Genomic DNA, 20452 nt, shown 5'->3' with positions numbered 1-20452 from the left:
AGTTCAGATGCGTTCGACGATGGTGGCGATGCCCATGCCACCGCCCACGCACAGGGTGGCGAGGCCGTAGCGCTTGTCCTGGCGCTCCAGTTCGTCCACCAGGGTGCCCAGGATCATGGCGCCGGTCGCGCCGAGCGGGTGGCCGAGGGCGATGGCGCCGCCGTTGACGTTGACCTTGTCGAGGCTGAGGCCCATGTCCTTCACGAAGCGCAGGACGACCGCGGCGAACGCCTCGTTGATCTCGACCAGGTCGATGTCGTCGATGGTGAGGCCGGCCCGGCTGAGCGCCTTGCGGGTGGCGGGCGCGGGGCCGGTGAGCATGATGGTCGGCTCGGAGCCGGAGACGGCCGCGGAGACGATCCGCGCGCGCGGGGTGAGACCGTAGCGCTCACCGACCTCCCTGGAGCCGATCGCGACCAGGGAGGCGCCGTCCACGATGCCGGAGGAGTTGCCCGCGTGGTGGACGTGGTCGATCTTCTCCACCCAGTGGTACTTCTGGAGCGCGACCGCGTCGAAGCCGCCCAGCTCGCCGATGTCCGCGAACGACGGCTTGAGCTTGGCGAGGGAGTCGGCGGTGGTGCCGGGGCGCATGTGTTCGTCGCGGTCGAGGACGACCAGGCCGTTGCGGTCCTTGACCGGGACCACCGAGCGGTCGAAGCGGCCCTCCTTCCAGGCAGTGGCGGCGCGCTCCTGGGACAGGGCCGCGAACTCGTCCACGTCCCGGCGGGTGAAGCCCTCGATGGTGGCGATCAGGTCGGCGCCGATGCCCTGCGGCACGAAGTTGACGGCGAGGTTGGTCATCGGGTCGTTGAACCAGGCTCCGCCGTCGGAGCCCATCGGCACCCGGGACATGGACTCCACACCGCCCGCGAGGACCAGGTCCTCCCAGCCCGAACGGACCTTGGCCGCGGCCAGGTTGACGGCCTCCAGGCCGGAGGCACAGAAGCGGTTCTCCTGCACGCCCGCGACGGTGTCCGGAAGTCCGGCGGCGATCGCGGCGATCCGGGCGATGTCGGAGCCCTGGTCGCCGACGGGGCCGACGACGCCGAGCACGATGTCGTCGACGGCGGCCGGGTCGAGGCCGGGGAAGCGGTCGCGCAGCGCGTGGATGAGGCCGACGACCAGGTCGACGGGCTTGGTGCCGTGCAGGGCGCCGTTCGCCTTGCCGCGGCCGCGCGGGGTGCGGATCGCGTCGTACACGTACGCTTCGGTGCTCACTGGAGTGCCTTTCGGGAGGGTGGGCCGAGCGGGGGCGGGGTCGCCTGGGTCGGTGGGGTCAGTCGCCGTCGGCGGCCGGGGGGTCGTGCAGCGCGGGTACGGCCCAGTCCCGGGCCACCGACTCCGTGTGCGCGCCGGGCAGGGCCGGCCCGCCGCGGACGGCTGCGGGGGTCGCGGAGAACCGGGGGGCGGGGGCGGGCTGGGTGACGCCGGAGTGGCTGACGAAGGTGCCGCGCGCGGCCAGGTGCGGGTGGTGCGGGGCCTCGCGCAGGGACAGCACCGGGGCCACACAGGCGTCGGACCCCTCGAAGAGGGCCGTCCACTCGTCCCGGGTGCGGGCCTTGAAGCGGGCGGCGATCTTTTCGCGCAGCTCGCCCCAGCGGGTCCAGTCCGTGCGGGCGCCGTCCTCCTCGGCCAGGCCGAGCAGGCGCAGGAACTCGTCGTAGAACTGCTCCTCCAGGGCACCGACCGCGATGTACCGGCCGTCGGCGGTCTCGTAGGTGCCGTAGTAGGGGCAGCCGCCGTCGAGGAGGTTGGCGGCGCGCCGGTCCTGCCAGCCGCCGGCCGCCAGCATGCCGTGGATCATCGCGGACAGGTGGGCCGTGCCGTCCACGATGGCGGCGTCGACCACCTGTCCGGTGCCGGTCGCGCGCGCGTGGTGCAGCGCGGCGAGCACGCCGACCACCAGGTAGAGCGAACCGCCCGCGTAGTCGCCGAGGAGGTTGGCGGGGACGGGCGGGGGCTCGTCCGGCCGGCCGATCATGCCGAGGGCGCCCGTGACGGCGATGTAGGCCACGTCGTGGCCGGCGCGGGGGGCGAGGGGGCCGTCCTGGCCCCAGCCGGTCATGCGGCCGTAGACCAGACGGGGGTTGCGGGCGTGGCAGTGCTCGGGGCCGACGCCGAGCCGCTCGGCGACGCCCGGGCGGTAGCCCTCGATCAGGATGTCGGCCCGCTCGGCGAGATCGAGGACGCGCGCGGGTCCGTCCGCCGCCTTGAGGTCGACGACGACCGAGCGCTTGTTGCGGTTGGTGATGTCGCGGGCCGGGTCGATGCCGATGCCGGGGCCGCCCGGGCGGTCCACCCGGACCACGTCGGCGCCGAGGTCGCCCAGGAGCATGGCGGCGAACGGGCCCGGCCCGATGCCGGCCAGCTCCACCACGCGCACGCCGGTGAGCGGGCCAGCCTGCCCCGGCTTCACTGCCGTCGTCATCGAGCCCCCAAGCGAGTGTGACACTACCGATGTAACACCGGTGATGCTAAGAACACGTTCCACCGGACACAAGACCTCAACGAGCAAGCGCTTAGCCAAGTGCCCGGCGCGTCCGGGATCACCCGGACGGATGAAAGGCCGGTCGTCGGAGCGCGCACACCTCACGCTAGCCTCAGCGACCGACGGCGGCGCGGGCTGCGGGACGAAGGGGTGTCATGGCCAGGCTGAAAAGGACGGACCGTCCGTACGACCTCGTGCTCTTCGGAGCGACGGGCTTCGTCGGAACGCTGATAGCGGAGTACCTCGCCGCGCACGCGCCGCGGGACCTGCGCTGGGCGATAGCGGGCCGCGACGCACGCAAGCTGGAGCGGCTGCGCGAAGCGCTCCCCGGCGGCGCGGAGATCGGCGTCCTGCGCGCCGACGTCGCCGAACCGGACACCGTGCGGGCCCTCGCCGACCACGCGCGCGTGGTGGCCACGACCGTCGGGCCGTACATCCAGCACGGCGAGGCACTGGTCGCCGCCTGCGCGCAGGCCGGCACCGACTACCTGGACCTCACCGGTGAGCCGGAGTTCGTGGACCTGATGTACGTCCGGTACGACGCACGCGCGCGGGAGACCGGCGCCCGGCTGGTGCACGCCTGCGGCTTCGACTCCGTACCGCACGACCTGGGGGTGTACTTCACCGTCCGGCAGCTGCCGGAGGGGGTGCCGCTGACCGTGGACGGGTTCGTGAGCACCGACGCGGCGTTCTCCGGCGGCACGCTGGCCTCGGCGCTGAACCAGATCGCCCGCGGCCGGCAGATGCTGTCCGCCGCGCGCGAGCGGGCCCGGCACGAGCCCCGGCTGCTCGGGCGCCGGGTGGCAACCCCGGCGGGCGCGCCGCGGTTCGCCGGGGAGGTCGGCGCGTGGGCGGTGCCGCTGCCGACGATCGATCCGCAGATCGTGCGCCGCTCGGCGAAGGCCCTGGAGCGGTACGGCCCCGACTTCCGCTACCGGCACTTCGCCGCGGTCCGGCATCTGCCGGTCGCGCTCGGCGGGGTCGCCGCCGTCGGTGCCGTCGCGGCGGCCGCCCAGCTGCCGCCCGCACGGCGCTGGCTGTCGGACCGGCTCAAGCCGGGCGACGGGCCGAGCCCGGAGAAGCGGGCGCGGAGCTGGTTCACCGTGCGGTTCGTCGGCGAGGGCGGCGGGCGGCGGGTGTTCACCGAGGTCGCGGGCGGCGACCCGGGCTACGACGAGACGGCCCGGATGTTCGCCGAGGCCGCGCTGTGCCTGGCCTTCGACGAACTGCCGCCGACGGCCGGGCAGGTCACCACCGCGCAGGCGATGGGCGACGCGCTGACCGAGCGGCTGCGGGCCGCCGGGATCACCTTCCGGGTGGCCGCCGAGACCCCGAGCGCCTCCACGCGCGCGTGAGGCAGCTACGGGTTCAGGAGGCCGGCGCCCGGCGCGCCGTCGCCTCCTGGAGCGCCCGGCGGCACAGGGCGTCCGCCCGGCGCGTGGTCTCCGGCAGCCGGTAGGCCGGGGCCAGCGCCAGGGTGTGCGCCACGGCGTTGTCCAGGCTCACCCGGTGGCCGACGGAGACGAAGACCGGCTTGACGCGGTCCCTGGTGCGCACCGCGCGGCCGACCTCCTCGGTTCCGGCGAGCAGCGGTGCCCAGGCGCCGCGCGCGGGGGCGGGGTCGTCGTAGGTGAAGGTGAACGGGTTCTTGGCGACGCCGATGGTCGGCAGGTCCAGGAGCACGCCCAGGTGGCTGGCGAGGCCGAAGCGACGGGGATGGGCGAGGCCGTAGCCGTCGCACACGACCAGACCGGGCTGGCACGGCAGCCGGTCCAGGGCGGCCCTGACCGTGGGGATCTCACGGAAAGCGAGCAGCCCGGGCACATAAGGGAAGGAGATGCGGCCGACGGCGGTCGCCTCGGCCACCACCTCCAGGGTGGCCGCGTCCAGGACGACGGCGGCCGCGGCGACGAGGTCGAGGGCGTCGTCGTAGGCGACGTCCACGCCGGTCACCGGGCCGCTGCCGGGCGGCGGTCCGGGTTCGTCGAGCACCACCCGCCCGCGCAGTTCGTCCTGGACCGCGCGGGCCTCGTCCTCGGTCGCGGGCCAGCCCGCGGGTACGCCTACGGTCGTCATGGTGCCCACGACTGTACGGCTTCCCGGCCGGCCCCCGGACGCCAGGGGGTACGCTCGCGATCATGTTCGTACTGGAGCTGAACTACAACGCGCCGCTGGAAGCGGTGGACGCCCTGCTGCCCGACCATGTGAAGTGGCTGGAGGAACAGTACGAGAAAGGTTTCTTCCTGGCCTCCGGGCGCAAGAACCCCCGCGACGGCGGGGTGATCCTGGCGGTCGCGTCGAACCGGACCCTGATCGAGCGACTCACCGCGGGCGACCCGTTCGTGATCGCCGGCGTGTGCACGTACCGCATCACGGAGTTCATCGCCACGAAAACGGTCCCGGCACTGGACCCTTACCGCCAAACGCCGGCCTGAGCAGCCGCGCCAGGCTCACCCCTCCGCATCCCGACTCCGTCGGCCCGCCGACCTTTCCGGGCTCAGCCCTTCTTGGCGTTCAGCGCACGCTGGAGCTCGTCCTTGTTCATATGGGAGCGGCCTTCGATGCCGCGCTGCCTGGCCTCGTTGTAGAGCTGGTCGCGGGTGGGGCCGTGGGACCCGACGCGGTTGCCCGACCGCTGGCCGCCGCGCTCGGAGGACGACTTGCTGTCCTGCGTGGAGCTGCGGCTGGCGGTCTTGGACTCGCCGGAGCGGGCACGTTCCTTGTTCACGGTCCGCGCGGCGATCTCCTTGGCGCGTCCGGCACTCTCGCCCCTGTCCTGCGCGCTCTTCTTGATGTGCTCGTACTGACGCTCGCGCTTCGGGCTGGAACCGGCTGGCATGATCGCTCCCTTCCTCGCGCCGATGCCTTGCTGCACGCCGCCGAGTACCCGCCCTCGGGGCTTCTACCGGCCAGGCATGAATGCGGTGACCGAGGTCACTCGTTCCCCGCGTGCACGCAACGGCCGGATCCGTCGTCTCTCTCAGTGCCGGGCGTCGCACCCGGACGTAGCCCAGCCGTCACGAGGGAGCAAGGCGTTGTCAACCGTCATCGAGCAGCCCGTAGAGGCCCGTCTCGTCGCCGCCGCACCGCGCATGCCGAGCATTCCCGCCACGCTGCGCTACGACCGGAGCGATCCGTTCGCCGTCCGCATGACCTTCCCGGCCCCGGCCACCCTGGAGGGCGTGGAGGTGTGCTGGACCTTCTCCCGTGAGCTGCTCGCGGCCGGGCTGGAGGGGCCCGAGGGCCTGGGCGACGTCCGGGTCCGGCCGTACGGGTACGACCGCACCGTGCTGGAGTTCCACGCCCCGGAGGGCACCGCGCTGGTGCATGTGCGCTCGGGCGAGATACGGCGGTTCCTGGACGCGACGGACGAGCTGGTGCCGGCCGGCCTCGAACACCTCCAGCTGGACCTGGACCACGGTCTGGCCGAGCTGATGCGCGACGCCTGCTGAGCCCTCCGCGCCCGGCGCCCCCGCGGTTAATTCCGTTGACAGCGCTGCGCGCCCTTCCTACCGTGTAATCGGTCCTGTTGCCGTCGATTGGAGAAGGACGTTGCTCGTCTGAGGTCCTGAGACACCGCGTTCACACCCCTGAGGTGGTGTGCGTGGCGTACGACCTCGGCGTCCGAGCCGTCCTCTGGCACAGGCCCTTTTCCGTTCTCGGGCCTCCTCGTGCCCTGGGTCCTTCGGTGTCCGCCTCGCGGTGTCTCCCACGCGCTCGCCCCCGACCGCACCCACCCACACCGCGAGGCCCTTGTGTCAACGAACCTCACCTGCACCGCCCTCTCCTTCGCCTGGCCCGACGGCACCACCGTCCTCGACGGTCTCGACCTCGCCTTCGGCCCCGGCAGAACCGGTCTCATCGGCGTCAACGGCTCCGGCAAGTCCACCCTGTTGAGGCTGCTGGCCGGCGAACTCGTCCCGGTCGCCGGTGCCGTCAAGGCCACCGGCGAGATCGGCTATCTCCCGCAGAACATCACCCTGGACACCACGCTCCGCGTCGACGAGGCCCTCGGGATCGCCGGCCGGCGGGCCGCGCTGCACGCCATCGAGTCGGGCGACACGTCCGAGGAGCACTTCGAGGCGGTCGGCGACGACTGGGACGTCGAGGAGCGCGCCCTCGCCACGCTCGGTGAACTCGGCCTCGGCCACCTGGGCCTGGACCGCACCGTCGGAGAGGTGTCCGGCGGCGAGTCGGTGCTGCTGCGGCTGGCCGCGCTGCTGCTGCGCCGCCCGGACGTGCTGCTGCTGGACGAACCCACCAACAACCTCGACCTGTACGCGCGCCGCCGGCTGTACCAGGCCGTCGGCTCCTGGCCGGGCATCCTGGTCGTGGTCAGCCACGACCGGGAACTGCTCGACCTGGTCGACCAGATCGCCGAGCTGCGCTCCGGCGAGGTCACCTGGTACGGCGGCGGCTTCTCGGCCTACGAGGATGCCCTCGCGGTGGAGCAGGAGGCCGCCGAGCGGATGCTCCGGGTCGCCGAGGCGGATCTGCGCAAGCAGAAGCGGGAACTCGTCGACGCCCAGGTCAAACTGGCCCGCCGCAAGCGGTACGGCCAGAAGATGTGGGACAGCAAGCGGGAGCCCAAGATCGTCATGGGAGCGCGCCGACGCGCCGCCCAGGAGTCCGCGGGCAAACACCGCATCCTGCACGAGGAGCGGCTCGCCGAGGCGAAGGAGCGCCTGGACGTGGCGGTGGAGGCCGTACGGGACGACGACGAGATCCGCGTCGAGCTGCCGTACACGGCCGTGCCGCCCGGCCGGCAGGTCCTCACCCTGGAGGACCTGGAACTCGCCCACGGCGTACGCGTCCCGGGGATCCTCGACCTGCGTGGCCCGGAGCGGATCGCGCTGGTCGGACGGAACGGCTCCGGCAAGACGACCCTGCTGCGGACCGTCGCCGGGCAGCTGGCCCCGGTGGCCGGCGTGGCCACGGCGCATGTCCCGCTGCGGTTCCTGCCCCAGCGGCTGGACGTGCTGGACGACAAGCGGACGGTCGCCGAGAACGTGGCCCGGTTCGCGCCGGGCGCCACCAACAACCGGGTCCGGGCGCGGCTCGCCCGCTTCCTGTTCCGGGGTGCCCGGGCGGACCAGAAGGCGGCCACCCTCTCGGGCGGCGAGCGGTTCCGGGCGGCCCTGGCCGCGCTGATGCTCGCCGAACCGGCACCGCAGCTGCTGCTGCTCGACGAGCCGACGAACAGCCTCGACATGGCGAGCGTACGGCAGCTCACCTCGGCCCTGGAGTCGTACGAGGGCGCACTGCTCGTGGCCAGCCACGACCTGCCCTTCCTGGAATCGGTCGGCATCACCCGGTGGCTGCTGATGGAAGGGGGCGAACTGAAGGAGATCGCACCGGAGGATGTCGGCCTGGGCACAGCCTGACAACGAGGGTTTTGCCCAGGCCGGAGCGGGCTGCATGATGGCGGACCGGTGCCGGACCCCGTCCGGCGCCGGTCCGCACCACTGCCGCGACCGAACCGTCCGACCGATACGAAAGGCTTCTCGTGCCCAGCAAGAAGGCCCTCGTCCGCCGCCCCAGCCCCCGTCTCGCCGAAGGCCTGGTGACGCACATCGAGCGGGAGAAGGTCGATGTGGAGCTCGCCGTGCGGCAGTGGGAGGCGTATGTCGAGGCGCTGCGCGCCCACGGCTGGGAGACGATCGAGGTCGAACCGGCCGACGACTGCCCGGACTCGGTGTTCGTCGAGGACACCGTCGTGATGTTCCGGAACGTGGCCTTGATCACCCGGCCCGGTGCCGATCCCCGCCGGGCGGAGACCGCCGGTGTCGAGGAGGCGGTGGCGAGCCTCGGCTGCTCGGTGAACTGGATATGGGAGCCGGGCACGCTGGACGGCGGCGATGTGCTGAAGGTCGGCGACACGGTCTATGTCGGCCGGGGCGGGCGCACCAACGTGGCCGGTGTCCAGCAGCTGCGGGCCGCCTTCGAGCCGCTGGGCGCGCGCGTGGTGGCCGTGCCGGTGAGCAAGGTGCTGCATCTGAAGTCGGCGGTGACCGCGCTGCCCGACGGCACGGTGATCGGGCACATCCCCAAGGTGGACCGGCCCGCGCTCTTCCCGCGCTTCCTGTCGGTGCCGGAGGAGTCCGGCGCCCATGTGGTGCTGCTCGGCGGGCACAAGCTGCTGATGGCGGCGAGCGCCCCGAAGACGGCGGAGCTGCTGACCGATCTCGGCCACGAGGTGATCACGGTGGACATCAGCGAGTTCGAGAAGCTGGAGGGCTGTGTGACCTGTCTCTCGGTGCGGCTGCGGGAGCTGTACGCCTGATCGGGTGATTCTGTCAGCCCGACAGCCCCGGGACCTGGCGGGTCCCGGGGCTGTTCCGTATGGCGTCAACCCGGGTCCGGCCCCGCTGATCAGCAGCCTTTACGGCGAACTTAACCTACGGGTTCGTAACCTACGGATTCGTAGCCTACGATCACGTAGGTTCCGGCGCCGCTCGCCGGCACCTCCCCCACCTCTCCCCCTTGGTTCGGCGTCCCCCTGGAGTTCCTGTGACGATCACTTCCCCTCACCTCGGCAGCCCGTCCGTGTGGACCGACGCGCGGCTGCTGTACGCGCTGGAGGAAGTGGTCGAGACCGAGCTGAACCGGCACCTGAAGGTCGCCAAGGACTGGATGCCGCACGAGTACGTGCCCTGGAGCGACGGCCGTAACTTCCCCGGTGTGTTCGAGGACGGGCAGGCCTGGGAGCAGGAGCAGTCCAAGGTGACGGACATCGGGCGGATCGCCCTCGTGGTCAACCTGCTCACCGAGGACAACCTGCCGAGCTACCACCACGAGATCGCCTCGCTCTTCGGCCGCGACGGCGCGTGGGGCACGTGGGTGCACCGGTGGACGGCCGAGGAGGGCCGGCACGGCATCGTGATGCGGGACTACCTGCTCACCTCGCGGGCGGTGGACCCGGACAAGCTCGAGCGTTTCCGCATGGCCCACATGAGCGAGGGCTTCGAGTCCGACAACCGGCACTCGATGCTGCACTCGATCGCCTATGTCGCGTTCCAGGAGCTGGCCACCCGGATCTCGCACCGCAACACCGGGCACCAGTCCGGCGACCCGGTCTGCGACCGCATGCTGGCGCGCATCGCAACCGACGAGAACCTGCACATGGTCTTCTACCGCAATCTGCTGAAGGCCGCCTTCGAGCTGGCCCCCGACCTGACCATGCAGGCGGTGCGGGACGTGGTCGTCAACTTCCGGATGCCCGGACACGGCATCCCGGGCTTCGAGCGGGCGGCCGCGCAGATGGCCATCGGCGAGGTGTACAACCTGCGCATCCACCACGACGACGTGCTCCAGCCGGTGCTGCGCTTCCTGAAGGTCCTGGAGATCGACGGGCTCGGCCCCGAGGGCCGCCAGGCACAGGAGGAGCTGGGCCTGTACATGGGCGGGCTGGACGCGGAGGCCGCGAAGTTCGACGAGCGCCTCGCCGCCCGCAAGGCCCGCATGGCGGCCCGCCACACCGGCTGACCACGACACGGGTGAGCCCGGCGAAGTCGCGCTGGGCTCACCGGACGATGTACGACGACGGGGGCGCGGGACCGGCTGGGGGTGCCGGCTCTGGCGGGGGTGCCCAGCCTGGCGGGGGCGCGGGCTCGTTCGCGGACGTCATGCCCAGCCGGAGGTGCACGGGATCGGCCATGGCCGCGCAGGCTCGGCCATAGGTAGCGCAGGCTCAGCAGCAGACGCGGGCTCGGCCATCACTCCGCAGGCGCTGCCAGCGGTGGCGCAGGCCCATAGGACGAGGCACGCGGCTCGGCCGTACTCCGCGGGCCCGGGCCGGAGTGCACAGGCGCGGTCAGAGGCAACGCAGGCCGGCAAACGGCGGGCGGGCTCCGTCAGCGCGGCGCAGGCCCAGCAGAGGGCACACGCGGCTCGGCCACGAGTGCACAGCGCTCGCCCAGAAGACACGCGGACCCGGCCATGACTGCGCAGGCTCGGTCGGAGGCGGCCCAGGACGGCAAAAAGCTCCGTCAGCGTGGCGTAGGTCCAGAAGAAGGCGCACGCGGCTCGGCCGTCATTGCACGGGCTCGCTTGCACGTGACCGAAGCTCGGCAGAGGGCATGCGGGTCAGGAGGAGGTGCGGCGGAGGGCGAGGCGTTCTTTTTCGGAGAGGCCGCCCCAGACGCCGAAGCGCTCGTCGTTGGCGAGTGCGTACTCCAGGCAGGCGGGACGCAGCTCGCACAGGCCGCAGATGCGCTTCGCCTCGCGCACGGAGCTGCCCGGCTCGGGGAAGAAGAAGTCCGGCCCGGTCTGTGCGCACAGGGCCTGCGCCCGCCAGGTGTCGTCGGCCGGGGTGATGGTGTCGAAGTACATGCCCAGGATGGTGCCGGGCCGTGAAAAACGTTCGATCAACAGCGCGTCAACGGCGCCGCCGGGAGCTCCCGCCGCCTCGATGATGCGCCGCCGGTCCCCCGCCGCGCACGGCGGCGCGCGGGGCGGGGTGAAATCCGGGGCAGCGGCGATCACCGTGAGTGAGCGGGGTTCCGGCGGCGGTTGTCAGTGGGCGGTGCCAGACTCGGCAGTGCACAGGACGGGACCCCTTCGAGGAGGGCACATGCTCACCACCCGTTTCGTCAACGGCGCTCCGAACTGGATCGATGTCGCCACCCCGGACATCGACGGCGCCGTCTCCTTCTACGGCGGTCTCTTCGGCTGGCGGTTCGAGTCGGCCGGGCCGGACGCCGGCGGCTACGGCTTCTTCCAGCAGGACGGCCGGACGGTGGCCGGCGGTATGCAGGCCGGCCCCGAGCAGGGTCCGCCGGCCTGGACGGTGTATTTCCAGAGCGAGGACGCACAGGCCACCGCCAAGGCGGCCGAGCAGGCCCACGGCACCGTGCTGCAACAGCCCATCGATGTGATGGGCCAGGGTCATATGGCGATCCTCGCGGACGAGGCGGGGGTGCCGTTCGGGATCTGGCAGCCCGGGCGCATCAAGGGCCTGGACGTGGCGGGCGATCCCGGCTCGCTGTGCTGGGTCGAGCTGTACACCCCGGACATCGCGGCGGCCGCCCACTTCTACCACCAGGTGCTCGGCCTGGAGACCTCGGCGGTGCCGTTCCCGGGCGGGACGTACACCTGCGTCAACCCGGCCGAGGGCGGTGAGGACGCGATGTTCGGCGGCTTCGTGCCGCAGGCCGCCGCCGGCGCCGAGGGAGAGGGCCGCCCGTACTGGCTGCCGTACTTCGAGGTCGAGGACACCGACGCCGTCGTCGCCCGGGCGGAGGAACTCGGCGGCACGGTCGCCGTTCCCGCGACGACGATGGAGGGCGTGGGCCGCATGGCCAGACTCGCCGACCCCTACGGCGCCCGCTTCGCGGTGATCCGCAGCGAGCAGCGGCAGGGCTGAGCCCCGCGCGGCCTCGGTGACCTCACGCGGAGGCGCGGCGTACCAGTGTGGTCGGGACGATGACGGGGGCCGGCGCATCGGACGGGGTGTGGTCGGCGCGCCGGTCGCCGGACAGCCTGCGCAGCAGCAGCCGGGCCATCAGCCGGCCCATCTCCTCGATCTCCTGACGGACCGTCGTCAGCGGCGGTTCGGTCTGTTCGGCGACGGGCAGTACGTCGTCGAAGCCGATCACGGCCACGTCCTCGGGCACCCGTCGGCCGGAGGCGCGCAGGACGCGCAGGGCACCGAGTGCGGTGAGGTCGTTCGCGGCGAAGACGGCGTCCAGGTCCGGGCAGCGGACGAGGAGTTCGCGCATGGCCCGTTCCCCGCCGGCCGGGGTGAAGTCGCTCTCCACGACCAGACGGGCCTGGTCCGCGCCGGGCAGGGCGCCGACGACGTCCCGGTAGCCGGCGAGCCGGTCCGCCGCCGAGGTCTGGTCCAGCGGGCCCGTGATGTGGGCGATACGGCGGCGGCCGAGGTCCACGAGATGGCGTACGGCGGCGCGGGCCCCGCCCCGGTTGTCGCAGTCGACGTACACCACGGCCGGGTCCTCCGCCGGGGCGCCCTCGCTCCAGCCGGGCCGTCCGCCGAACACGGTGGGGACACCGGCGTCGTGGATCAGTGCGGGCAGCGGGTCGTCCAGGTGCAGGGAGAAGACGAGCGCTCCGTCGACATGGCCCCCGGCGAGATAGCGGGCCACGCGTGCGTGGTCGGCGCGGCCCTCGGTGAGCAGGAGTACCAGCTGGTTGTCGTGGGCGGTCAGTTCCTTGCTGATGCCGCGCAGTTGCAGGGCGAAGAAGGGGTCGGCGAAGACCCGGGTCTCGGGTTCCGCGATGACGACCGCGACGGCGTCGTGCCGCCGGGTGACGAGGGTGCGGGCCGCCTGGTTGGGCACATAGCCGAGTTCCTCCACGGCCTGGCGGACCCGGGCGGCCAGCGGCTCGCGGACACGGTCCCCGCCGTTGACGACCCGGGACGCGGTGGCCCGGGACACGCCGGCCCGCGCGGCCACGGCCTCCAGCGTGGGGCGCGACACTGCCTCGGTCACTTCGGGACTCCTCCTCGCGCGGCTGGCGCTCAGGATAGCCGCGCCGGCCTCGGGCGATCCGGGGCCGGGAGAGGCACTCGACCCCTCAGGGGGTCTGTTCGCGGCGGGCGCGGCTCGGCTGGACCCGCTTCGGTTCGCCGGGCATCTTCGGGTACTCCGGCGGATACGGCAGATCGCCCAGGCCGTGGTCGTGTTCGTCGCGGCGCGCCAGCTCCAGCAGGGCGTCCAGGGAGTAGGCGTGGTCGTCCATGTCGGCGTGCACATCACCGAGTTCGGCGAACCGGGCCGGCATGGTGGCCAGGTCGAAGTCACGGGGATGGGCGGCCTCGACCTCGTCCCAGCGCAGCGGCGCGGAGACGGGGGCGTGCGGGCGCGGCCGTACCGAGTAGGCGGAGGCGATGGTGCGGTCCCGAGCGGTCTGATTGTAATCAAGGAAGATGCGGCGGCCCCGTTCCTCCTTCCACCACTTGATCGTCACCTGCTCGGGCATCCGGCGTTCCATCTCCCGGCCGACGGCGATCGCGGCGCGCCGTACCTGGGTGAAGGTCCAGCGGGGTTCGATGGGCACGAAGACATGCAGGCCACGGCCGCCGGAGGTCTTGGGCCAGCCGCGCAGCCCGCCGAACTCGTCCAGCACGGCGCGCAGTTCGTGGGCGGCGCGGACGGCGTCGGCGTACTCGGTGCCGGGCTGCGGGTCGAGGTCGATGCGCAGTTCGTCGGGGCGGTCGACATCGGTGGCGCGTACCGGCCAGGGGTGGAAGGTGAGCGTGCCGTACTGGGCGGCCCACACCACGGCGGCCTCCTCGGTGGGGCACATCTCGTCCGCGCTGCGGCCGCTGGGGAAGGTGATGTGGGCGGTCGGGATCCAGTCGGGCATGCCCTTGGGAGCCCGTTTCTGGAAGAACCACTCGCCGCCGACGCCGTCCGGGTAGCGCTCCAGGGTGGTCGGGCGGTTGCGCAGGGCGCGCAGGATGCCGGGACCGACGGCGGTGTAGTACCGCGCGAGGTCCAGCTTGGTGAAGCCCCGCTCGGGGAAGAACACCTTGTCCGGGCTGGACAGCCGTACCGTCCGGCCGCCCACCTCCAGTTCCACCGCATCGCCCATGCGGCCACGGTAGGCGCACCCCCCGGCGGGCGCATACCGGGCGACACCTGACACATGCGAGCAGAATCGGGGGCATGGATCTGCCGGTGATGCCGCCCGTGAAGCCGATGCTCGCCAAGTCCGTGGCGAAGATCCCGCCGGGCATGCACTACGAGGCGAAGTGGGACGGCTTCCGTGCGATCGTGTTCCGGGACGGGGCCGAGGTCGAGCTGGGCAGCCGTACCGGAAAGCCGCTGACCAGGTATTTTCCCGAGCTGGTCGGGGCGCTGAGAGAGCGGGTGCCCAGGCGCTGCGTGCTCGACGGGGAGATCGTGATCGCGCGCGGCGGTCGGCTGGACTTCGACGCGCTGACCGAGCGGATCCACCCGGCGGACTCCCGGGTGCGGATGCTGGCCGAGAGGACCCCGGCGTCCTTCGTCGCCTTCGACCTGCTCGCGCTGGACGACACCTCGCTGCTCGACGTGGAGCTGACCGACCGCCGGGCCCTGCTCGACCGGGCCCTCGCCGAGGCCACCCCGCCCGTGCATCTGGCGCCGGCGACGACCGACCTCGGTGTGGCGCAGGGGTGGTTCGAGCAGTTCGAGGGCGCCGGTCTCGACGGGATCGTCGCCAAGCCGCTGACGCTGCGCTACCTCCAGGACGAGCGCGCCATGTTCAAGATCAAGCACGAGCGGACCGCCGATGTCGTCGTCGCCGGGTACCGCTTCCACAAGAGCGGCCCGGTGGTGGGCTCGCTGCTGCTGGGACTGTACGACGAAGAGGGCCGGTTGCAGCATGTGGGCGTGTCGGCCGCGTTCGCGATGAAGCGGCGGGCCGAGCTGGTCGAGGAGCTGGAGCCGCTCCGGATGGACGACGTGGCCGGGCATCCGTGGGCGGCCTGGTCCGACGAGACCGCCCATGAGACGGCCCGGCTGCCGGGCGCGCCGAGCCGCTGGTCGGGGAAGAAGGACCTGTCCTGGGTGCCGCTGCGGCCGGAGCGGGTCGCCGAGGTGGCCTACGACCACATGGAGAACGGCCAGCGCTTCCGGCACACGGCCCGCTTCCGCCGCTGGCGCCCGGACCGCACCCCGGAGAGCTGCACCTATGCGCAGCTGGAGGAGCCGGTGCGGTACGACCTGGCGGAGATCCTCGGCGAGCGGCACCACTGAGCCACCCCTGCGACCGCCGAGGTCACGGCCACAGCTACGGCTACGGCTACGGCTACGGCTGCATGAGGATCTTGACGGCGCCGTCCTGCTTGCGCTGGAACATCTCGTAGGCGTGCGGCGCGTCCGTCAGCGGCAGCCGGTGCGTGGCGAAGTCCTCGACGCCGAGCGGGTCCTCCTCGGTCAGATACGGCATGATCACGTCGGTCCAGCGCCGGACGTTGGCCTGGCCCATGCGCAGCTGGATCTGCTTGTCGAACAGGGTGAGCAGGGGCATCGGGTCGGCCATCCCGCCGTACACCCCGCTGAGCGAGATCGTGCCGCCGCGCCGTACCAGGTCGATGGCCATGTACAGGGCGCCGAGCCGGTCGACGCTGAAGCGTTCCGCGAGCGGTCCGCTCAGTTTGCGGGGCAGCATCCCGGTGGCCGTCTGGGCGAGCTTGGCGGCGGCGCTGCCGTGCGCCTCGGTGCCCACGGCGTCGATCACGGCGTCCGGGCCGCGCCCGCCGGTCTCGTCCCAGATCGCGTGCACCAGCGACTTCTCGTCGTCGAAGGCGCGCAGGTCGTAGGTGGCCACGCCCCGGCGCTGCGCCCGGGCGAGCCGCTCCGGCACCAGGTCGACGCCGAAGACCCGCTCGGCGCCACGGGCGAGTGCCACCCGGCAGGCCATGTCGCCGATCGGGCCCAGCCCGAGGACGGCCACGGTGCCGCCGGGCGGGACGGCGGCGTACTCGACGGCCTGCCAGGCGGTGGGCAGCACGTCGGAGAGATAGACGAACCGGTCGTCCGGCGGGCCCTCGGGCACCTTGATCGGGCCGAACTGCGCCTGCGGCACCCGCAGATACTCGGCCTGGCCGCCCGGGACAGCGCCGTACAGGCGGGTGTAGCCGAACAGGGCGGCGCCCATGCCCTCGCCGGTGACCTGGGTGGTCTCGCACTGGGTCGGCAGCCCGGTGAGGCACATCCAGCAGTTTCCGCAGGCGATCTGGAACGGCACCACGACCCGGTCGCCCGCCTTGAGATCGGGTACCCCGGGGCCGACCTCCTCGACGATGCCCATGGGCTCGTGCCCGAGGATGTCGCCCGGGGTCATGAACGGGGTGAGCACCTCGTACAGGTGCAGGTCCGAGCCGCACAGCCCGGTGGAGGTGATACGGACGACGGCGTCCGTGGGTTCCTCGATCCTCGGGTCGGGCACGTCCTCGACGCGGACGTCCCGCCGGCCCTGCCAGGTGACTGCCTTCATGGGGTCGCGCTCCCTCGGTCGCGGGCGCGCCGCCTCGCTCCGGCGCATCCGTGCCGATGGCTGCGTCCGGTCGGCGGCGGCGCCGTCCTGTTCGCGGCGGCGCCCGGGTACCCGTACGACCGCGCACCGAACCCCCCGCTCTGGCCGGACGGGACTCCGCGGGCGCACAATCGGACCACACGGACGGGGTGACAAGGGTGGGCATGGGACACAGGGCGCGCCCCCGGCGCGCCGCGCTGACGGCGGCACTGCTCGCCGCCACGCTGACGGCGTCACTCATGGCGGGCTGCACCGGCCCGCAGCACGGCGCGGACGACCGGGCCCCGCACCGCACCCCGGCACCGACCGCGCCCGCCGCGGCCGGGTCCCCGCTCGCCGTGAAGATCGACAATGTGCCCGCGGCGCGTCCGCAGACCGGGCTGGACACGGCCGACGTGGTGTACGCCGAGCAGGTGGAGGGCGGCCTGAGCCGGCTGATGGCGGTGTACGCGTCCAGGCTGCCGAAGACGGTCGGCCCGGTGCGCAGCGCCCGCGAGTCCGATCTGGAGCTGCTGCGCCAGTTCGACCGGCCGTTCCTGGCGTTCTCGGGGGCCCAGCGCAAGCTGCTGCCACTGATCGGCCGGGCGCCGCTGCGTGAGGAGTCCCCCGACCAGGCCCCGGCCGCCTATGTCCGGGGCCCCGGCAGGGCCGCGCCGCACAACCTCTATCTGCACCCGGCCCGCCTGCTGCCCGCCGCCCCGGGCCGGGCCGCGCTGACCACCGGCTTCCGCTACGGCCCGGCGCCCGCCGGGGGCACGCCCACGGCCACCCGCACCGTGCGCTATCCCGCGGCCCGCTTCACCTTCACCTGGTCCGCCGGGCGGGGCGGCTGGCTGGTCGCGATGGACGGCACCCCGGCGGTCACCACGGGCGGCGCGCGGATCGCCCCGGCGACGGTCGTCGTGCAGTACGTGCGGGTCCGTGTGTCCCGCTACCACGATGTGCTCGGCAACGCGACGCCGTACACCGAGACGGTGGGATCGGGCCGGGCGGAGGTGCTGCGCGACGGGCGGTCCTTCGCCGCCGGCTGGTCACGGCCGGCCGCCACGGACGGTACGGCGTTCACGGCGGCCGACGGCAGCCCGCTGGACTTTGCCGACGGCCAGGTGTGGGTGGTGTTCGCGGCGGCGCCGTGAGGTGCCTCCCCGGGAGACCGGCGGGGCCCTCGGGGCTCGGCGCCCCTACGGAGTCCGTCCCTCCTCCAGCCCCTCCAGCGCCTGCCGGGCCTGTGCCACCAGTCCCTCGGCTCCGCAGGACCGGGCCAGGTCCAGGCCCCGGTGGAGTTCCGTGGCCGAGCCGGCGGCGATGCCGTACTCGATGCGGGCCGCGGCGTGTTCGAACTGGCAGGGTGAGGCCTCCAGATAGGCGACGGCCCGGCCGGCCAGCTGGACCGCGCGCGGCCCGGTCTCCAGGGCGGCGGCGCAGCGCAGGGCCTCGCCGATCGCGGTGTCGGTGCCGAAGCGTTCGGCCTGGCGGCGGGCGTCGGTGACGAGCTGGGCCGCGCGGGCCGGGTCCTGGCCGGCGAGGGCCTTGGCGAGGTCGATGGCCCAGGGGGCGAGGACGGGGTTGTGGCCGCCGCGGGTCACGGCGGTCTTCTCGGCGGCCTCGAGTTCGTTGATGCCTTCCTCGGTGCGGCCGACGGCGAGCAGCAGCCGCCCGCGCACGGACCGGATGTCGGGCAGCACGATGGTGGACGGATAGGGCGGTGCGAAGCCGTACTGCTCCGCGACCGACCAGGCCTCCTCGACCCGGCCGCGGGCCAGCAGGGTGTCGACCAGTCCGCAGCTGGCCGACCAGTACAGCGGCAGGCGGCGGCCGACGCGTTCGGCGAGGGCGAGTGCCTCGCGCAGGGTGGTCTCGGCGTCCTTGAGGCGGCCCTGTCTGCGGTAGGCGAGGCCGAGGAAGGCGTTGGCCAGGGAGAGATGGCCGCCGCGCCAGCCGGCGCCGGTGTAGACGCGCAGAGCCTCGGCGAAGAGGCTCTCGGCCCGGTCGAGCCGGTCGGCGTAGGCGTCGAGCATCATCAGCAGTTCGATGCCCCACTCGCGGTCGGTCCAGCCGAGGCCGGGTGCGAGCCGGCCGTTGACCAGGGCGCGGTCGCACAGCTCGATCACCTCCTCGGCGTTCTCGCCGTGGGTCATGGCGTCGAAGCCGCGCAGGATCAGCAGGGCGCGTTCCGAGTTGTCGCGGCCGGTGCAGGTGCGGGCGAGTTCGGCGAGGCGCTGGGAGCGGGCCGGGGAGACGGTCTCGCCGTGGATGCCCTCCCACATGAACTGGAAGGCCTGGAGCCGCATCCGGACGGGGACCGCGTCGTGCCGGGCGGCCTCGGCCTCGATGGTGCGGACGGCCTCCTCGAGTTCGTCGTTGTGCAGCAGGGCCTGGGAGAGGCGGACGACGGCGTCGACGCGGTCGGGTCCGGTGAGGCCGGGCATGCCGAGCGCGCTCTGGAGGTGGTCGATGGTGACGGCGGGTGCGGTCAGCAGGGTGGCGCAGCCCAGTTCGTACAGGACGTGGGCGTGCACCTCGGGGAGCGGCGGCTCCTCCAGGGCGCGTTCCAGACAGCGGCGGGCCGCGTCGGGCGCGCCGACGGCGAGGTTCTCGCGGGCGGCCTCGCGCAACTGCTCGACGAGTTCCTGGTCGCCCTCGGGGTGCACCTTCAGCAGGTGCCGGGCGGCCTGGGCGGCGCCGCGGCCGAGTTCGGTGATGATCTGGGCGGCGACCCCGTGCATGGCGGTGCACATGGCGGGCGGGATCGAGTTGTAGACGGCGGTGGCGATCAGCGGGTGGACGAACTCCAGCTCCCCCGGGGCGGGTTCGGCGTGCGCACCCGGATCGGGTGCGGTGAGGATGCGGGCGGCGCAGAGGAGTTCCGCGCAGTGCCGGGCGACGCCCTCGTCCATCGTGGCGAGGCGGGCGACCATGTCGACGGTGATGCCGGTGCCGAGGATGGCCGCGGCCCAGGCGAACTGGGTGGCCTCCAGGCCGAGTTCCATCAGCCGGTCGACCAGTCCGCCGCCGCGGGCGGCGCGGTTGAGGGCGCGCAGTTCACCGGCCCGGGACTCGACCGGCGTCACCTCGCTGTCCTGCACCTTGGCGAGGAGTTCGACGGTGTCGTAGGGGTTGCCCGCGGTGACGGCCCAGACCTCGCGGCAGAACGCGTCGTCGGCGTGCCGGCCGAGGGCGGCGCGGGTGATGCCCGCGGTGGCGGTGGGGGTGAGGGCGTTGAGGTTGCTGACGGCGTGGCCCGCGGCCGCGGCGACCGCGTCGAGGTGGCGGGCGCTCTCGCCGCCGGCCTCGCCGGGGCGGCGGCCGACCACGACCAGGACGGAGAGGTCCTCCAGGCGTTCGGCGAACGCGGCGAGCCAGTGCAGGGTTTCCTGGTCGGCCCAGTGGGCGTCGTCGATCAGCAGCACGAGCGGCCACTCGCGGCGGGCGAGCCGGCGTACGGCGGCGACGAGTCCGTCGCAGACGTACTGCGGGTCGGGGTTGTCCTCGCCGGGGTCGACTATGCCGAGGGCGGGGCCCGCGATGTCGTACCAGTCGCCGAGGTACTCGCGGGCCTCCTCGGGGAGCAGGGACAGCAGCGCGGGCTGGAGCAGCTGCCGTACCACGTTGAAGGGGACGGATCGCAATGTCTCGGCGCCGCGGGCGGACCAGACGGCGCAGCCGCGGCGTTCGGCCATCCGGCGGGTCTCGGCCAGCAGTGCGGTCTTGCCGATCCCGGCCTCGCCCCGGAACACCAGCAGACTGCCCGCCGACGACTGGTCGGCGCACAGGACGTCGAGCGCCTGTGCGACGGCGGCGATCTCGGCATCCCGCTCCCACAGGGAACCCGAGGCGGCTGCCGGCGGCCGTCCCTCCGTCATCCCGTTACCTCCCCAGGTCGCCCGAATGACGTACAGACCACGAGCCTAGCCGTCCGGGCAGAGGTGTGGTGGCCGGTCGGAGCGACTGTTGCCCCGCCGAGTGAACGCGGGGGCG

At 72.9% G+C, this 20452-nt stretch carries 18 protein-coding genes; 9 read left to right on the top strand and 9 right to left on the bottom strand.

The annotated features are described in order from the left end of the window. Positions 1–3: 3 nt before the first annotated feature. Together ACWCV9_RS35450 and ACWCV9_RS35445 are read right to left on the bottom strand one after the other, a co-directional pair. Positions 4–1218, bottom strand: coding sequence for an acetyl-CoA C-acetyltransferase (locus ACWCV9_RS35450; protein WP_450792863.1), 1215 nt, complete (start codon positions 1216–1218; stop codon positions 4–6). A gap of 58 nt (positions 1219–1276) precedes the next feature. Then, positions 1277–2428, bottom strand: a complete 1152-nt coding sequence (locus tag ACWCV9_RS35445; protein ID WP_450792861.1) for a CaiB/BaiF CoA transferase family protein — start codon at positions 2426–2428, stop codon at positions 1277–1279. A 215-nt stretch (positions 2429–2643) separates the two neighbouring features. On the opposite strand from ACWCV9_RS35445, the gene ACWCV9_RS35440 reads away from it, so the two are divergent. Continuing rightward, positions 2644–3843: a saccharopine dehydrogenase family protein gene (locus ACWCV9_RS35440; protein ID WP_450792859.1), complete on the top strand. Its 1200-nt coding sequence runs from the start codon at positions 2644–2646 to the stop codon at positions 3841–3843. A 13-nt stretch (positions 3844–3856) separates the two neighbouring features. Here ACWCV9_RS35440 and ACWCV9_RS35435 read toward each other — a convergent pair whose 3' ends face one another. After that, entirely contained in the window at positions 3857–4564 is a 708-nt protein-coding gene (locus ACWCV9_RS35435; protein WP_450792857.1) for an endonuclease V, read from the bottom strand. Positions 4565–4626: 62 nt separating this feature from the next. Here ACWCV9_RS35435 and ACWCV9_RS35430 point away from each other — a divergent pair, with 62 nt between their 5' ends. Continuing rightward, positions 4627–4923, top strand: a complete 297-nt coding sequence (locus tag ACWCV9_RS35430; protein WP_450792855.1) for a YciI family protein — start codon at positions 4627–4629, stop codon at positions 4921–4923. Between the two features lie 62 nt (positions 4924–4985). On the opposite strand, the gene ACWCV9_RS35425 is transcribed toward ACWCV9_RS35430, so the two are convergent. Further along, positions 4986–5327, bottom strand: a complete 342-nt coding sequence (locus tag ACWCV9_RS35425) for a plasmid stabilization protein (RefSeq protein ID WP_450792853.1) — start codon at positions 5325–5327, stop codon at positions 4986–4988. Positions 5328–5523: 196 nt separating this feature from the next. Here ACWCV9_RS35425 and ACWCV9_RS35420 point away from each other — a divergent pair, with 196 nt between their 5' ends. The 4 genes from ACWCV9_RS35420 to ACWCV9_RS35405 all read left to right on the top strand — a co-directional run bounded on the left by ACWCV9_RS35420 (position 5524) and on the right by ACWCV9_RS35405 (position 9973). Continuing rightward, positions 5524–5940 (top strand): SsgA family sporulation/cell division regulator, encoded by a 417-nt coding sequence (locus tag ACWCV9_RS35420; RefSeq protein ID WP_450792851.1) that lies wholly within the window; start codon positions 5524–5526, stop codon positions 5938–5940. Positions 5941–6243: 303 nt separating this feature from the next. Next, positions 6244–7872 carry an ABC-F family ATP-binding cassette domain-containing protein gene (locus ACWCV9_RS35415; RefSeq protein ID WP_450792849.1) on the top strand — a complete coding sequence of 543 codons (1629 nt, stop codon included), beginning with the start codon at positions 6244–6246 and terminating at the stop codon, positions 7870–7872. Between the two features lie 122 nt (positions 7873–7994). Beyond that, positions 7995–8771, top strand: coding sequence for a dimethylargininase (gene ddaH, locus ACWCV9_RS35410; RefSeq protein WP_450792848.1), 777 nt, complete (start codon positions 7995–7997; stop codon positions 8769–8771). Between the two features lie 227 nt (positions 8772–8998). After that, entirely contained in the window at positions 8999–9973 is a 975-nt protein-coding gene (locus tag ACWCV9_RS35405) for an acyl-ACP desaturase (protein ID WP_450792846.1), read from the top strand. 600 nt (positions 9974–10573) lie between these two features. Here the strand turns inward: ACWCV9_RS35405 and ACWCV9_RS35400 are convergent. Then, on the bottom strand, positions 10574–10819 hold the full coding sequence (locus tag ACWCV9_RS35400; RefSeq protein WP_450792844.1) for a WhiB family transcriptional regulator: 246 nt from the start codon (positions 10817–10819) through the stop codon (positions 10574–10576). Positions 10820–11060: 241 nt separating this feature from the next. On the opposite strand from ACWCV9_RS35400, the gene ACWCV9_RS35395 reads away from it, so the two are divergent. Continuing rightward, positions 11061–11852, top strand: coding sequence for a VOC family protein (locus tag ACWCV9_RS35395; protein WP_450792842.1), 792 nt, complete (start codon positions 11061–11063; stop codon positions 11850–11852). 22 nt (positions 11853–11874) lie between these two features. Here ACWCV9_RS35395 and ACWCV9_RS35390 read toward each other — a convergent pair whose 3' ends face one another. Continuing rightward, a complete protein-coding gene (locus tag ACWCV9_RS35390; protein WP_450792841.1) occupies positions 11875–12939 on the bottom strand; it encodes a LacI family DNA-binding transcriptional regulator in 1065 nt (354 codons plus the stop codon). Positions 12940–13024: 85 nt separating this feature from the next. Continuing rightward, positions 13025–14044 carry a non-homologous end-joining DNA ligase gene (gene ligD / locus ACWCV9_RS35385; RefSeq protein ID WP_450792839.1) on the bottom strand — a complete coding sequence of 340 codons (1020 nt, stop codon included), beginning with the start codon at positions 14042–14044 and terminating at the stop codon, positions 13025–13027. Positions 14045–14118: 74 nt separating this feature from the next. Here ligD and ACWCV9_RS35380 point away from each other — a divergent pair, with 74 nt between their 5' ends. Further along, positions 14119–15192 carry an ATP-dependent DNA ligase gene (locus ACWCV9_RS35380; protein WP_450792837.1) on the top strand — a complete coding sequence of 358 codons (1074 nt, stop codon included), beginning with the start codon at positions 14119–14121 and terminating at the stop codon, positions 15190–15192. A gap of 52 nt (positions 15193–15244) precedes the next feature. Here the strand turns inward: ACWCV9_RS35380 and ACWCV9_RS35375 are convergent, their stop codons facing one another. Next, positions 15245–16435 (bottom strand): zinc-dependent alcohol dehydrogenase, encoded by a 1191-nt coding sequence (locus ACWCV9_RS35375; RefSeq protein ID WP_450792835.1) that lies wholly within the window; start codon positions 16433–16435, stop codon positions 15245–15247. A 203-nt stretch (positions 16436–16638) separates the two neighbouring features. Between ACWCV9_RS35375 and ACWCV9_RS35370 the strand changes: the two genes are divergently transcribed. After that, positions 16639–17610 carry a DUF3048 domain-containing protein gene (locus ACWCV9_RS35370; RefSeq protein ID WP_450792833.1) on the top strand — a complete coding sequence of 324 codons (972 nt, stop codon included), beginning with the start codon at positions 16639–16641 and terminating at the stop codon, positions 17608–17610. 45 nt (positions 17611–17655) lie between these two features. On the opposite strand, the gene ACWCV9_RS35365 is transcribed toward ACWCV9_RS35370, so the two are convergent. Then, positions 17656–20337 carry an ATP-binding protein gene (locus ACWCV9_RS35365; protein WP_450792832.1) on the bottom strand — a complete coding sequence of 894 codons (2682 nt, stop codon included), beginning with the start codon at positions 20335–20337 and terminating at the stop codon, positions 17656–17658. Between the last annotated feature and the right edge of the window lie 115 nt (positions 20338–20452).

The organism is Streptomyces sp. NPDC001606 (genome assembly GCF_053596835.1).
Note: the sequence above shows the minus strand (reverse complement) of the source record. Positions and strands in the feature narration are given on the sequence as shown.